At 44.5% G+C, this 15,119-nt stretch carries 14 protein-coding genes and 1 pseudogene; 2 read left to right on the forward strand and 13 right to left on the reverse strand.

Annotated features, from left to right (window positions below; translation table 11 throughout):
• Positions 1-90: 90 nt before the first annotated feature.
• The 7 genes from SALPA_RS04550 to SALPA_RS04580 form a co-directional block, all read right to left on the reverse strand.
• Complete coding sequence (locus tag SALPA_RS04550; protein WP_145090213.1) at positions 91-1,281, reverse strand: anaerobic glycerol-3-phosphate dehydrogenase subunit C; 1,191 nt, start codon at positions 1,279-1,281, stop codon at positions 91-93.
• Between the two features lies 1 nt (position 1,282).
• A complete protein-coding gene (locus SALPA_RS04555) occupies positions 1,283-2,398 on the reverse strand; it encodes an FAD-dependent oxidoreductase (protein WP_145090217.1) in 1,116 nt (371 codons plus the stop codon).
• A 54-nt stretch (positions 2,399-2,452) separates the two neighbouring features.
• Entirely contained in the window at positions 2,453-3,202 is a 750-nt protein-coding gene (locus SALPA_RS04560; protein WP_145090221.1) for an MIP/aquaporin family protein, read from the reverse strand.
• 86 nt (positions 3,203-3,288) lie between these two features.
• Positions 3,289-4,791, reverse strand: coding sequence for a glycerol kinase GlpK (gene glpK, locus SALPA_RS04565; RefSeq protein WP_145090224.1), 1,503 nt, complete (start codon positions 4,789-4,791; stop codon positions 3,289-3,291).
• A 217-nt stretch (positions 4,792-5,008) separates the two neighbouring features.
• On the reverse strand, positions 5,009-6,337 hold the full coding sequence (locus SALPA_RS04570; RefSeq protein ID WP_145090227.1) for a RuBisCO large subunit C-terminal-like domain-containing protein: 1,329 nt from the start codon (positions 6,335-6,337) through the stop codon (positions 5,009-5,011).
• Between the two features lie 109 nt (positions 6,338-6,446).
• Positions 6,447-8,078, reverse strand: a complete 1,632-nt coding sequence (gene glpA, locus SALPA_RS04575; protein ID WP_186450907.1) for an anaerobic glycerol-3-phosphate dehydrogenase subunit GlpA — start codon at positions 8,076-8,078, stop codon at positions 6,447-6,449.
• Between the two features lie 334 nt (positions 8,079-8,412).
• A complete protein-coding gene (locus SALPA_RS04580; RefSeq protein ID WP_145090232.1) occupies positions 8,413-8,925 on the reverse strand; it encodes a hypothetical protein in 513 nt (170 codons plus the stop codon).
• 198 nt (positions 8,926-9,123) lie between these two features.
• Here SALPA_RS04580 and SALPA_RS04585 point away from each other — a divergent pair.
• Together SALPA_RS04585 and SALPA_RS33150 are read left to right on the forward strand one after the other, a co-directional pair.
• Positions 9,124-9,603: pseudogene (locus SALPA_RS04585) on the forward strand (IS66 family transposase); the annotation flags it as partial.
• Positions 9,604-9,674: 71 nt separating this feature from the next.
• Positions 9,675-9,830: a transposase domain-containing protein gene (locus SALPA_RS33150; protein ID WP_370516727.1), complete on the forward strand. Its 156-nt coding sequence runs from the start codon at positions 9,675-9,677 to the stop codon at positions 9,828-9,830.
• 208 nt (positions 9,831-10,038) lie between these two features.
• On the opposite strand, the gene SALPA_RS04595 is transcribed toward SALPA_RS33150, so the two are convergent.
• The 6 genes from SALPA_RS04595 to SALPA_RS04620 form a co-directional block, all read right to left on the reverse strand.
• Positions 10,039-12,537, reverse strand: a complete 2,499-nt coding sequence (locus SALPA_RS04595; protein WP_145090238.1) for a LuxR C-terminal-related transcriptional regulator — start codon at positions 12,535-12,537, stop codon at positions 10,039-10,041.
• A 494-nt stretch (positions 12,538-13,031) separates the two neighbouring features.
• The gene (locus tag SALPA_RS33155) at positions 13,032-13,409 is read right to left on the reverse strand and encodes a helix-turn-helix domain-containing protein (RefSeq protein ID WP_145101734.1); all 378 of its coding nucleotides are present in this window, start codon (positions 13,407-13,409) and stop codon (positions 13,032-13,034) included.
• Between the two features lie 142 nt (positions 13,410-13,551).
• Positions 13,552-13,737 carry a histidine phosphatase family protein gene (locus tag SALPA_RS33160; protein WP_145101736.1) on the reverse strand — a complete coding sequence of 62 codons (186 nt, stop codon included), beginning with the start codon at positions 13,735-13,737 and terminating at the stop codon, positions 13,552-13,554.
• 343 nt (positions 13,738-14,080) lie between these two features.
• Positions 14,081-14,287: a helix-turn-helix domain-containing protein gene (locus SALPA_RS04610; protein ID WP_145090241.1), complete on the reverse strand. Its 207-nt coding sequence runs from the start codon at positions 14,285-14,287 to the stop codon at positions 14,081-14,083.
• Positions 14,288-14,338: 51 nt separating this feature from the next.
• Positions 14,339-14,635, reverse strand: coding sequence for a hypothetical protein (locus SALPA_RS04615; RefSeq protein ID WP_145090244.1), 297 nt, complete (start codon positions 14,633-14,635; stop codon positions 14,339-14,341).
• A gap of 12 nt (positions 14,636-14,647) precedes the next feature.
• The gene (locus tag SALPA_RS04620) at positions 14,648-15,109 is read right to left on the reverse strand and encodes an OmpH family outer membrane protein (protein ID WP_145090247.1); all 462 of its coding nucleotides are present in this window, start codon (positions 15,107-15,109) and stop codon (positions 14,648-14,650) included.
• Positions 15,110-15,119: the final 10 nt, after the last annotated feature.

The raw sequence follows: 15,119 nt of genomic DNA on the forward strand, positions 1-15,119 counted from the left end.
CGGGATAATAATTAATAATCCTTTAAATTTTTAAAAAAGAATCGCCAAATCAGGCGGAGTAAACCTCCGCCTGATTTGCTATGTTTCAGCTTAGCTGCAAAAAATTTGAGCAAATACCTCTACTGGATGTAAAGCCTTGTACTTAGTACCGTGCTGAATCTGCAAGCGGCAGGTAGCACATTCAGTAATAACCATATCCGGTTTGCATTCATTGATGCCATCAAACAGCGCCTGACCTATTTTCATCGAGATATCATACTTTTCTTTTTTAAAGCCGTAAGTACCCGACATTCCGCAGCACCCATTATCCACATCAATAATCTCCAGACAGGGATTGCTTCTTAATAATTTTACCCATGGTTTTCCAATACCCTGGGCTTTAAGATGACAAGGCGCATGATAAGCTAACTTGCGAAAAACAGTGGTTTGTCTTTGTTCCAGTCTGTCCTGCAAAGCTACCAATAGTTCCCCCAAATCGTACGTACTGGCTGCTACCAGCTGAGCCAATTTAGCCAGCTGCTCATCCTCGCTAAAAAGGCCGGCATACCGGGATTTAAGTGTATGACCACAGCTCGTACAAGCAGTAACTATCTTCCAGCCCTTCATCACAGCATCCTTCATCGCCAAAATGTTGTTGCGGGCATCGGCTAATGCCTCCACTTTGTCGCTAGCGGCAGGAAGGCCACAACAGCCTGTTTGCGCAATTTCCACAGCGTAACCGGCCTTTTCCAAAACTTTTACCGCAGCTGCTCCTATGGCAGAATCATTATACTTAATAAAACAACCAGGAAATAGAAGTATTTGCTCCTTTCCCCTGTTCTGCCGACTACTTCCGTCTGTGCCAATTAGCGGTTTTGCCGTATAGGCCGGCAAATTCCTTTTAGCAGTAATACCTCCCAGCGGCATAAATGGACCGGCCGCTTTGAGAGCACAATTACTCACCGGAGTCACAATTGTGCTCATTTTACCTAGCAATGCGGGACGGGCAAAGAAGTAGTCGCGAATTTTTTTCACGCCCGTCTTTTTTTGCTGCGCCTTGGCTTCGGCAATGTACTCAGACACAGTAACCTGATTAGGACATATCAAGTCGCATTGTCCACACCCTAGACAGTAATCCACCCAATCTAAGCTACAATCCAGGCCTTCACGCCGGAAACGTTCGATATCTGAGCCCAACTTTTTAGGTCCCGGATAATCAGGACATACCTTCAACAAGGGACATACAGTATTGCAGTAGGAACATTTTAAACAAGAATCAATAGTTAGTTTTTCTTTCTCCATACTACCTTGCCACCCCCGCTGCCAGCATTCCCGCCCGGTAACCGGTTACTATCGCCAACGCATTACCACTTTTACACTCATAAGTCTCTAGAATATTGCCGGCACCATATACATTCGCTGCAACAGGAAGGTTGTTTTTATTTACTAATTGCAGCTGCTCGTTAACCCTGGCATCTTCCTGCAGAAATGTTTCGTTATCTTTACCTGCAATAGTAATAGCAATACTATTTCTATTGATTCTACCTGTAGCCACAATAATGCTCTGAGCTTTAATTACACGTTTCCTGCCAGGAGTATCTAGGATTGCCGCTGTACAAAGTCCGTCCTCCAACTGCAAGGCTTGCACTGGATAACCTGGATTACTTTCTACACCAGCTTGTGTTAAATATCTCTGTAAAAGTTGGAAAACCCTCAGCCCTGCCATTGATGGCGGTACTGTAACAAGCTCACCCACAGAACATCCTACCTGCTTTATGAACTCAGCAAATTCCTGTTCCTTTATTTTCGATCCGAAAATGGCTGGCAATAACAGCAAATCATTATCCCTGACCAATGGTTGAACAAGCTCAGCCAAATGCTTCTGATTCTGCTTATCTTCCAGATAGTTAGCTACATCCAGGCTGGTAAAGGAATGATTTTGCAGCCTGGGTATTTCGGTAGTAGCTGCGCTGTATTTTACCTGTATACCTAACTTTTTGACAGCTGCAGAAAGCAATTCAGCTGTTAACTGTGCACTGAAGCCGCTTAAACCATGAATCCCCGCTACTATTACTTTGCTGCCGTTGACTGGCCTGCCAGCCCAGACGGAGGCGGGAGCTAGCAGCACCTCCTGAAAGCCCCCCATTATATTAGGAATAAACGTACGCTCGTTACAAGCGCCTTTATACTCGCAGCCGGCCGCTGCTGTCATAGCTCTAAAAAAATCTATGGCTTCTTCCAGATAAGGTTGTTCACTACTCATACCCTGAATACTCACCGTTCCTCCACTCAGGGCAAAGGTGCCCGGCCCACTGGTTACCAATGTTACCTGCGCGCCATATTTTGCCGCCGCTAAAGCAGCAGTAATTCCGGCCAAGCCGCCGCCAATAACTAAAACCTGCTTTCGGGTATTACCCAATTTTTATCACCTGACCTAACAAGGTTTCCAATACCGTAAGTTATCAATAAACCGCTATAAAATCCCAATTCCTCTGCCAATTGCGACAGCCAAAACACCACTGAGCATCGGACCCACCACCGGAATCCAAGCATACTCCCACTGTGAAGAACCTTTACCTGCAATCGGCAAAACAGCATGCGCAATACGCGGCCCCAGATCCCTGGCCGGATTGAGGGCATACCCGGTAGGACCACCAAAAGAAAGACCTAGTGCCCAGATTAACATACTTACCAAATAGGGGCCAAAACCAGCACTAAAGCTCGCACCACCATTGCTCAATTCTTTAGAGAAAATTACGAAAACTAAAACTATTAAAAAAGTTGTTGCAATAATTTCACAAACTAGATTGCTGCCGCTCTTACGAATAGCCGGAATAGTAGAAAATATTGATAATTTCGCCTCTTTATCTTCCGTAATTCCCCAGTGAGGCAGATAAGCAAGCCAAACAAGACAAGCTCCGGCAAAAGCACCGGCTAGCTGAGCAAACATTGTCATTAGTGCATGTCCTGGAGCATAAACGCCTATCATAGCTTTAGACAATGTAATAGCCGGGTTCAGATCAGCCTGGGGAGCACCTGTAGCTATAGCACTAAATACACCCAGTAGTACCCCAAAAGCCCAGCCCGCAGTGACTGCGATCCAGGCGCCGCCACCACCGCCGCCAACTGCCTTTGAACGTGCCAGGGTCAAATTGGCGCATACACCGCAGCCAAAACTAAGCAAAACTAAGGTGCCGAAAAATTCGCCAAACAAATTTGTCATAAACAAATACCCCCTTGTCAAATACTCATGAGTATTCCCCAATCCATATATTCACAATTGATGATTTCAAAGATACTCTCAGCTAATCAAACTCTAACCTTTTTGGCCCAGCCCATACAAAGTTGTACGGCTTCCTGCCATCCATAATAGAGGTTGTCACGGTATTCAGCCGACATTTCAGGCTTAAAAGTTTGATCAATACCCCATTGAGCAGCAATTTCACTGGTGCTTTGCCACATTCCACTGCCCAAACCAGCCAAATAGGCTGCTCCCAATGCCGTCATTTCAGTAATTTTGGGTCTGATAACCGGAATTCCCAAAATATCAGCCTGGAACTGGCAGAGCAAGCTATTCTTAACAGCTCCCCCATCTACTCTCAATTCAGACACTTCGATAGTACCGTCTTTGATTACCGCATTAATAATATCTTTCGTCTGATAAGCTAATGCCTCAAGACCGGCACGAATCAAATGGTTTCTGGTAGTACCCCTGGTAATGCCAATTATCATTCCGCGTGCATACATATCCCAATAGGGAGCGCATAAGCCAACAAAAGCCGGAACCAAATAAACACCGCCGGTATCAGGTACCATAAAGCCATACCATTCCGTATCTGCTGCCGTATAGATAATTTTAGCCTCATCACGCAGCCATTGAATGGTCGCACCTGAAATAAAGATAACTCCCTCCAAAGCATAACTCACTTTTCCGTCAATGCCCCAGGCGATAGTAGTGGTCAAACCATCTTTAAGCACTGGCTTATCGCCGGTATTCATGACATACACACCAGCTGTGCCAAAGGTATTCTTAGCCATACCTGGTTTGAAGCAAGCCTGACCAAAAAGAGCGGCTTGTTGGTCGCCAGCATCCCCTCTAATCGGTATTTCAGCTCCAAAAAGCGATGCGCCAGCTACCCCATAATCACCGTTTGAATCAATAACTTCGGGTAGAAGCGCCATCGGTATGTCCATCTTCCGACAAAGTTCCTCATCCCACTTCATCTTCATAATATTGTAGAGCATGGTTCGGGAGGCATTGGAGTAATCAGTCTTATGGCTTCTACCGCCTGTAAGATTCCAGATCAGCCAAGTATCAATGGTTCCAAACAAAAGCTCTCCCTGCTCGGCTCGCTGTCGTGCGCCAGGTATTTTGTCTAAAATCCAGGGAATTTTGGACGCCGAGAAATAGGCGTCAATGACTAGACCTGTTTTTTCTCTGATCTCTTCGGTTAATCCGTCCTCAACCCACTTTTCAGCAATCTCTGCTGTTTGGCGTGACTGCCAGCAAATCGCGTTATAAATGGGTTTTCCTGTGGTTTTATCCCAGATAACTGAAGTTTCTCTTTGATTTGTTACACCAATTGCACGTATTTCTTCAGGAGATACCTTTGCTTTATTAATGGCCTTACGAGCTACTTCGATCTGAGCCTCGAGTATTTCCACCGCATTATGTTCGACCCAACCCGGGGTAGGAAAGATTTGAGTAAATTCCCGGGAACAATCACCGATAACACACCCACTTTTGTCGAAAATGATCGCCCTCACGCCAGTAGTACCTTCATCAAGTGCCATAACATACGGTTTTTCCATACTCATTCCCCCCGTTCAAATTTCGAAATTCGCAGGCAGCAAGCTAACTTGCATTAATCGGTGCCTGGAAAGTCCAGTTGATGCGTTAGTAAGCTAACCTGACTAACGCCATGTATGCTATTGCTTACAAAGCAAAGCACACATGGCAATCAGCTAGTGGCTACACGCTATCTAAAATCTTTCTCTCCCATTTTCCTAAATACAAAGCTTGGTAGCTTTATGCTTCAATATCATAAAGCTTATTGTAGTCGTCTACACCATAGATGCCCCAGGTCTTGATAGCTGCAGCCAATTCAGGCTGCTTCTTGGCCGCTTCCGTAATATCAATGCCTTTCATTACAGCATCAATGGCTTGACGGAATGCAATTGATCCGGCTTTCGGTCCCATTGGATGTCCGTGGATACCAGCGCCAACCCCAATGATAATGTCATTGCCGAGGTTATCCATCAAATAAGGTACCATTCCAGGTGTTACACCGCCACCGATATGAGTAAAGGTTTGTTTGATATGATACATTTTGGAGTAGCCGACATGCCATGTACGAACGAATTTTTCCTTAAGCGCGTTAAACTTGGCAGATGGAGCAACATTGAGCGACATATCGCCACCGCAAATCCGGATAAGTTTTTGGGCTACCTCGGTGCTCATTCCCTGATAAGGAGATACGGTCTGAGCTCCGCCATAGCAAGTGTGGACACAAATAGGAACATTAATGTTCGGATCTTCTGCCAGCATACGCAGTCCTGAGTAGCCTACGCCAAACACATTTACCATGATGGCATTTGCACCGGCCTCAATTGCCCGGTACGCATTATCACGGAGACGGACTACCTCATCGGTAACATTTACTGTAAACAAGGTCATTTCGCCTTTTTCCTTGTCTGCACGTTTCGCAGCCGCCATATACGCCTTAACCCGTTCTTCCAGAGGCGAAAAAGCCGGACTACCGGCAATCAGTTCGTCATCCTTAATCCAATCAGTGCCACCAACGGCTGCATTGTAGAAAAGTTCGGCTCCTTCCTGAGGAGTAATGCCGGTACAAGGTTTAATCATGTTATTTACAATAGGCCGCTGTGGAATATTCAATAACTTCCGCAAGCCCGAAATGCCAAATTTAGGACCTTTAAATTGCTTTAAGAAGCTTTCTGGAAATTCCAAGTCGACTAATTTGAGATTTGGCATAGACGATATATTACCAATAACGCTAGACAACATTAAAGGAATATTATCATAAAAATTGACCCATGGATACGCGCACCGTAGAATAAAATACCTCGTCTGATCTTTCGGCATCTGGGCAATTAATTCATAGTTGGGAACACTGTAAATGCCAATTATTTTTGCAGCGCTTCTGGCTCTAACAGCTTCCGTTTCTCCTGGAACAGCAAACCATGATCCGGAAGACTGTTCAATGGCCAAAGCAGCCGATTTAGCTACTAAATCAGCCTGGGCAGCTCCCCCTACTAAATAGGTTGCTACTACATAATCATTGCTGTCAATACCTTCATGTAGAGGAAACAAACTAGGATTGTATAAATCTTTCATTTTGTCAACAACTCCTTCTTTACATTAAGTTCGTCAATACACAACTTTTTTTATAGAACTGATTCCCTCATCACCTCCCAAAAGTATTTTTATAATTAAAAGAGCAAGACTATCTTGCCGTTCCTTCCCCTAAATGGGCATAATTCAGTGCTTCGTCATATAAGTGGTGGCTTAGAAACAATTGTTGATTTTGTTTGCCTTGCGCCACCACTTCCTGTCCTTTCCAACGATCCCTGAGAAACTTCTCCAATTCTGCTTTGGCCTGTTCTCCCTGCCAGAGTCCCTTTTCATATACTGTAATCATGGCTTTATAACCACAAAAATTCCCCTGGCACGTTCCCAGTCCAAGCCGCGTACGGCGAGCCAGGTCGCTGATCGTGCGGGCAGGTATTGTAATAACACCTTCTAAAGCCAATTCCAGCTCTGCTCTGGTTACAAACTCACATTCACACAAAATTTCTGCTTGAATCGGGTCCTTTTTTATTCGTTCCAGTAACAAGAACAAGTCACTTCCCAGACGATGCTTGACTTTTTCCAGTGCTGGTAAAGAAAGAAACTTTTGTCCCACTAGTAAGCTGCTGTTTTCCGCCGCCGCTCTCAAAGGCAGCTTAGCGGTAGTACATTCCTTATCCACGCCCAGCTTGCGGCAAACCAAATCGGTAGTTACCTCAGCCATCAGCCGATAAGTAGTTAATTTCCCACCAAGAATAGAGACAAATCCCGCTATATTATCTTCACGCTCATGATCCAGCAACACGTAGTTACGACTAATTTCCCTACCGCCGCCCACAGCAGCTGCTTTAGGACTATATAAAGGACGCACACCGGAAAAGGCTCTAATGATTCTTGCCTGACTTAGTCCCGGAAAAGTCACTGCCGCCAATCCCAGCATGTGATCAATTTCGCCTGGATTAATAGCCAAATTCTCTGGATGCAAAACATTTATCGACGTGGTTCCCAATATAGAAACCGGTCCGCCTGGTACGATAAGATCACAGTCTCCTGGCACTTTAAGCCTGTTTACCACACCATGAGTGATCCGTTGATTAAAAATAACCAGACTACCTCGATTACAAACAAGATTCACCTCTATTCCCAACTGTGCCGCCACTAGAGCACCCCACGGACCTGCGGCATTAACTACAACGTCACAAGCCACGTAGTCTGCTTCACCTGTCCGGTTATCTATGAAACGTACTCCTTGTACTTTGCGGTTTTTAACCTCAACGTTAGTAACTTGGGTGTACGTTTTAACGGTTGCACCCAGACGTACGGCAGCTTGAGCATTCGCTGTAGTAAGTTGGAAAACATCAATATAGGCGTCAGGAACGGTATAGGCCCGGGTTATTTTGGTGGTAACGTTAGGCTCCCGCTCCAACACTTGCCGAGGTGACAATTCTTCAGTTTCTATTCCGGCTTTTTTGCAACCGCTGACAAATTGCTTAACATATTCTGCATCATCTTCCTGCAAGTGAACAAACATGCCACCGGTATCTTCAATACAATTAGCGGCTATCTTTTTAAGGATGGTATTTTCCACAATACACTCTTTTGCCGCCTCTATATCTTTAACCGAGTACCGCGCTCCACTATGCAGCAATCCATGGCATCTACCAGTAGTACCATAGGCCAAGTCCTGCTTTTCAAACAGAACGGCAGGAATACCGCGTAAAGCCAAGTCCCGCAAAATACCGGTACCCGTACAGCCCCCGCCAATCACTACCACCTGGGTTCTCTCCACTTCTGTCTTCCCTCCTAATAAGATAAGACTTGGCTTGTGCGAGTCCTTTAGGACGCCGGCAGAAGCCTTAGTCGTTCCATCCAGGGAAAGTTAACCTTTCCCTCTGAAAAAAATAAGATCCCTATATAGACATAAGGAATTATCCTTACACCTATATAGGGATCTTACATATCCTCTTGATCCCGAGTACATTAGGGTCAGATCCACTGAGGAATCTATTATAACCCAAATCTACCTTTACTTTATTCAATTGTATGGCTTATGAATTTAATTATAAAATATTTTTTCAATTATTGCAAGACATAATTTTCTAAATATTCTTTTTTAGGGGATACTAAAATAAATGAGAAAATAATCCACCATCCGTATTTTCTTGGTACTTCTTCTCTCTATTTTTATATTCTATTTTCAACTTTTTGTCGTTGTCATGGGCGTATTTTAAAATAGAGGTGTACCATGTTTCAGTTTCAGTCTCAGGTACAATTTGCGTCCATAAGCTCATATCATAAGTATTGGATATTTGGCGTATTATTGTCCCCGCTGAATTAAAATGAATTTGATCCAAAAGCATTACTTCCCGGTCTTTTAGGCGAAATAAATAGTGATTTAGATAGTAATCGCTCCTATTTAATTCGGTAGCTTTGATCCAGACACTAAGCAACAATTCATCTCTATAACAGTCCTTTTCATATCTGAGTGTTTCTGTGTCAAATTGACCCAATGCATCCTTACCAACTTCTACAAACCGTTGTGGCTCAGCCACTGGCGCATTCGCTGCAGCATTTGCCCATCCGAAGTTAAATAAAAACACTGTCGTAAGAATTAACATAAATTTTTTCAAAGTCATGACATCACCTTTCTAAAATATATAATCATTCTCCTGAAAAGGAGCGGCTCACTTAGTAATATTTGATATAAAACATAAAAGTCCCTGCCAAATTCATGCAAATTTAGCAGGGGCTTCTGTTTTTTCTGACATTTCTGGTTATCGGGGTCACCGATAGAACCATGACAGATATTTTAATTAAATAATGACTATCAGGAAGGTCACAGTGGGCGATTTGCCAAGGAGTATCTGGCTGGATTCACTGGATATCTTCATACCGATGGCTGGAAAGGCTATCAAAAAGTAGAGGAAGCTGGCGTAATCTTGTGTGGCTGCTGGGCACATGCCAAAAGAAAATTTCATGAGGCCTTGGTTGGTGCTGCCGCTAAACAGACAGATAGCAAGGAAGCGATAGGTCTTGCTTATTGCGATCAGCTTTTCGCTCTTGAAAAAAAGGCCGAAGAGAAACAGATGACGCCAAAAGAGCGGCATGAACTAAGGCAAAAAGAGGCTAAGCCGATTTTGGAAGAGTTTTATAAATGGATAGAAGCTTGCAGGGCCACTACCTTGCCGCAAAATCTACTGGGCAAGGCGTTTACGTATGCTCAAAATCAGAAAAAATATCTGACGGCCTATTTGTCCGATGGCCGTATTGAAATATCGAACAATCGCGCAGAAAGATCCATAAGCCCTTTGTGATTGGACGAAAAAACTGACTGTTCTGCAATACCCCTGGTGGAGCAAAGTCATCTGCCGCTGTTTACAGCCTAATCCAAACGGCCATAGAAAACGGATTAAATCCACAAGCGTATTTGGAATACATATTTAAGCAAATCCAGCTACAGGATACGTTCTATGTTGAAAAATTGTTTCCTTGGTCTGAAGAAATTCCTGTAAGTTGCAAGATGCCGGTCAAAAAATCATAACCGTACTGACGCTTTGAGCATATATAAATCTATATCGCATGTTCAAACAATGGCACCGACATTTTTGTATATCGGTAAGCGTCAAAGCAACACCACATGGTAATAAAAAACCACCTGATATACGATAAAATAAAACATCAGATGGTCGTAGTGATTGAAGTAAGAATACCGGCAGTGGAAGCGTCTGGGTGAATTTTTGACAATTTACTCAGTTTTTTCTGTTCAGCTGCTGCTTCAGCAATACTCGGGAGTTGACGCCTAACTTCTTAAAAGCGCTCTTAAGTTGGGTTTTGACCGTATTTTCCGAGATAAAAAGCCGTATGCCAATTTCCCGGTTGCTTATGCCTTCTGCCGCCAGCCGTGCTATCTCCAGTTCCCGACTAGTCAACTGGGGAGCAATTTTGAAAAAATGGTTCTTGATAATCCCCTTCACCGCTGTTTGCTGAACAGCATACAACGTCAGTATTTTGTCGATGCCCTCACGGTGGAGGCCGCTTTTATAAAGCTCTTCCAGCAATGGCTTGATATAATCGCAGTTTTCCACAAAAGGCATATAAAGCTTATCTGCCATGGCAATATCCAGCGCTTTTTTCAGGGCAGACAGCGCCTCGGCTTCCCTGCACACTTGCTTGTTAGCCGCCGCCAAGTATATGTATGTGTAGATATGCCCCAGCAGATTGGGAAAAACGGAGGCAATCCCGTTAAAATGTGCCTCGTTGCCAATCAGCTTCAGATATTCGCCGCGCACCAGCAGCACCCGGCCGTATACGATGTTGAACGCTCCAAAGGCCGGAAACATCAGGCGGCTGTTATTTACACTGCCTTCAGCCACCCACTGAGGTATCTTGTCGGGCTGCCGTAAAAGGGCGTACATGTATCCTTCGCAAATGTCCGCTGTGCTAAAAAAAAGGTATCGCCGGGCGCTGGTTATATCGGTGCGCATTTTCTGTAAAATATCCACTGCGTCGAAATAGTTACCGCTAACTAACGCTAGGCGCAAACGTAGGAACAAGGCGCAAACGATAATCCCTGTCTGGGGTTGCTCTGGGTTTGCCTCGGCAAGAGACAATGCTTTGTACGAAGCAATTTCGGCATTCACAAAGTCACCTGCGTCGAAATGCATTTCGGCTTCCATAGCATATTCCGCGCCACTGCCATGCCCGTTGGTAAGCCATCTGTAATAGATCATACCTTCCCGCAGATCTCGGATATGTTCTTGCAGATGGCCGCTTTTCCGGTAATATAGATAAAGTATTGATGGAGACCCGAATGTCCAGCTCTTCCCGTTATCATAGAGGGAGGTCGGCCGGCCCAGAATGTTCCATGCCTTCTGTTGATGCTCTGACATCTTCTTTATGTCATTATAAGCGGCAAAACAGAGCACAATTTCAAATTCCCCCAATAATTGGTCACGAAGGCTGGAAGCCAGACTTGCATCGTCTTTGAGATTGCTCCTAAATTCGCTGCAAATCTTGTTAAACAAATCCGTCTCTTTATAAATAAATAAATGGAGCGCATATTTTAGTATTGCGTAATGATGCCGAGCTTTAACTTCATTGGGACATTCCTCAAGATACTTTTTAAGCAATTCTTTGTTCTCGACGGTATAGTCACTAGGGTGATCTCCCTTTGCGGCAACAAGAATATTGTCAAAATCTTTACATTCGTAAAAATAATGCCTAGCTGCAAAATAGTCGCCGGTTTCCAGGTGCCAGCGCCCCGCTTTTTGATATAGCTCCTTCCTGTAGCGCGAATCTTTTTTCGCCAGCGCTTCTCTTAGAAAGTCGGTGAAAATGTTGTGGGCATAATAGGTTCTTTCCCGAAGGTCATACTTCACGAAAGCGTTTTTGCTGGTTACTTCGGTCAACAATTCCTCGGCATTGTCTTTCCCCCACATGTGGACAGCCTGTTCGAGGGTAAATCTGTCGAAAATGCACAAGGTGAGGAGGAATTCTTTTATCTCAGAAGAAAGCGGTATGTACACTGCTTTGTCGAGCAGTTTGTAGATAGTGTATTTCGGAGCGTGGCTGCCTGTCGCAATGAATTCCAGCATTAGCAGATACAGTGCGCTGATCCAACCTTCGGTCAGGGTGTACAGTTCGTCCGCCGCACGATCATTCAGGCTGATCCCGCATTCTTTGTAGTATGCGGTAATTTCTTTTGGGGCAAATTCGAACATTTTCGGCGCGATATAGTGCAGATAGCCTTTGAGCGCCAATTCTTCCATGTTGCGCAGTCCAGTAAACCGCGCAATCAAGACGATGTGCAGATTGGTTATTTGGTTCAGCGTCAAAAATTCGATAAACCTGTCGACTTCAGGCGTTTCTATTAGATGATAGTCGTCAATTACAAGTATAGTACGGACAGACAGCAGTTCAGGCGCCGCGATAATACGCAGGGCTTCCTCCATTAGAGTGCTGTCAGTTGGCAGCTCAAGCGACAGTAAGCTTTGCGCAGAGTTTTCGTCGAATCTGGCAAATAAATTGCAAAATGCCTTCCAGAAACTGCTTAGGGAATTATTATAAATCGGTTGCCATAATACACAGGTAGCGTTTTTGTTCAGATATTCCCTAACTGCGGTAGTTTTGCCGTAACCCATCGGTGCTTCGACAATGGTCAGCGCATGGTATAAAATACCACCCAAGGCAGTCGTAAGTCGCTTCGGAAAATAGACCATTTTGGCGTTGTAACGTTTTATTTTTGTCATACATAGTACCTCACATCTTGTTGTGTTATGAAAGCTACATGCTAGGCTATGGTTTTCATACACAACAAAACCCGCTTCCTGTCATTGCAAATTGAAAGCGGGTTTCTCTACAATACAGTATATCGTGTGATTTTTAGCAAATCAGCTACTTCTTCGGCGGTATATGATTTGGTATCGTTCAATATTATCCACTCCATTCACGCGCTGCATTATTCCCGAAACTTTCTATCATCTCTTTTGCAATTCACCTTATATCTATCCAATTCTTCTTTCTCAATACGCCAGACTGAGCCTGACCTTCGCCGCAGTTGGAAACTGGCGATTCACCCTTCATTTAACCATCTTATTAATATGTCATATCTTACTCCCAAAATTTCTGCTGCTTCTCTTGCGGTCAGTAACTTATAATCACCAGCTTTGGACCGGCATTTCATCCGCTATTGATAATCCGGCCATTGTAATCCCCAACAAATTGCTACTTTTAAGGTGACGTACTATTTATTTCTCATTTCCTTTTTGATTTGATCTGCTATTGCGATTAAATTTTCCAATGTTTCTTGAGAAATCCTACTTTTATCAAATATACTCATTTCTTTGGTAGAAAAAACATCTACGTCCTGTTTGAATTTTTCCAGCGTAACCTTATATAGCGTTGAATCTTTCTCTAAGCAAGAGGATTCATTTGTTCTGCCTAATAAATAGTCGGTGGGAGCTTTAAAAAAATCAGCAAGCCGACCAAGTGTTTTAATATCCGGCAGTGCTTTTCCGCGTTCCCAATTCCCTACGGCCTGTTGTGTAATGCCAAATTTATCAGCAAGTGCTGCTTGCGATAAGCCAAGCTTTTTACGTTGTTCTTTTATTCGAATTAGTATCTTTTATTCGAATTAGTAGGATTTTCACATCACCATTATAATATGCTCAAAAATCGGTTTGCATAAATTCATGCTATCATTCTAATAACGATATATTTTTTGACTTTCAGTAACGAGGATACTTATTTCGGTTCGGACTTTTTCAGCACCCCTCCATAATATTTGCGTGAATTTGTCCTTGATCCGGACAATGCAGATTCATGTCTACATGGGTTTTGGGATACTCCCGCACAATCTCCTCAGTTGTTTTCCCCTCCCACTTGCCAAGATGCATTTCCCACAGGTCGCCCCGAACCGTCACGGAAAGCTTTTTGCTCTCTGCAATGATTTCTGCCGTCTATTTTGAACGGGAAAGATCGCTGCAAAATGCCGAATGAATCTCGGCAGTCAGAAGGGTTTTGCAGCCTCTGAGCCTGTTTTATCCCATCTCGGCTCAGCTTGGCATCAAGCTGCCCGAATAGCGTTCCTCTTCCATTTGGGCCTTGCCCGGCCGAACCAAATACACGATTCTTTCCTCCATCTGCACTCGCCCACTTTCTTGTTATTTCGGCGCTTTCGGCGCGGTCTCAATTAGTATCCAGACGATCACGCCACACACCAACAAGACCACGCCATAGCCCATCAGGAGATCGTCCATACCCACGCGGTGCCCCCTCATCGCAAAGCTCGTTTCACCGCTGAGCCGCACGTTTGTGCGCTCTTCGGATGTACACCTCCAGGTCGGACCCATCAGTACGAATGCTGTGACCGACGCGGCAACCAGTCAATTCGCCCCGATTAAACAGCTTGTATATAGTGATTTTGCTTACCTTCAGCAGCTTCGACATTTCTTCCGGCGTATAAAATACAGTAGTAAACAATGCCATACTCTCCAACATGATTCGTATCTCTGGCAGGTTGGTTCGAACCCGCCGGAGTTTGCAACCAAATCAGTTTGCCTCAGTCTCTTTATTCGTTATTTTCTCTGCCAGATTAATGCCGCCGTCCGTCCCTGGCGTGTTCTGCTTCAGCACTCCGGCCGAAATAAGCTGCTTGATAATATTGTCCTGCACCGCCAGCGACTGGACGAAGCCTTCCAGCGTCATAACAATCCGCTTGTTGACCTCCACCACCGGCTGGCCGTTATCGCTCTTTAAGTGGGGCTGCACCGTCAAGAGATCAATCCGTACCAATTGCCCGGTCACATGGATCGCGCTGATCGCATCAGCGAAGATTTCCTGGTTCATAAATACTCTCCTTTACTTCCCGGTTATAATTCTGAATACTTCACTAGTTATATCCACTCCGCCGTAAGCGACCATACCTTTATTGATAACAATGGCCCAGCCTTTGGCCTCAACTACCTGCTTGATCGCCATGTTCACTTTTTCTGCTATTGGTTTTAACAGTTCCACCCGCTTTTGTTCCACCTGTTTTACCCGCTGCAGGTTCAGTTCTTGTTTTTCTTTGTCGCCTAGGCCAGCGGCTTTGACCTCAAAGTCCTTTCCCGCCTGCTCTATTTCCGCCTGTAGTGCCTCATTGGCCTTCGGCGTATCCGGATGGTTGTTGATGAGATACATCAGGTCCACCACACCTATGGATTCGCCGGATGCGGCGTACGCTTTTCCTGACGGAACTGCCGCCGTGCAGAGCACCAGGGCCAGGACAACTATACTAAAGACAGAGATAATATATTTTTTCTTTTTCGCAAATACAGACATTGGGCTTATC

The sequence above is a fragment of the Sporomusa sp. KB1 genome (assembly GCF_007830295.1).
Classification (GTDB): domain Bacteria; phylum Bacillota; class Negativicutes; order Sporomusales; family Sporomusaceae; genus Sporomusa.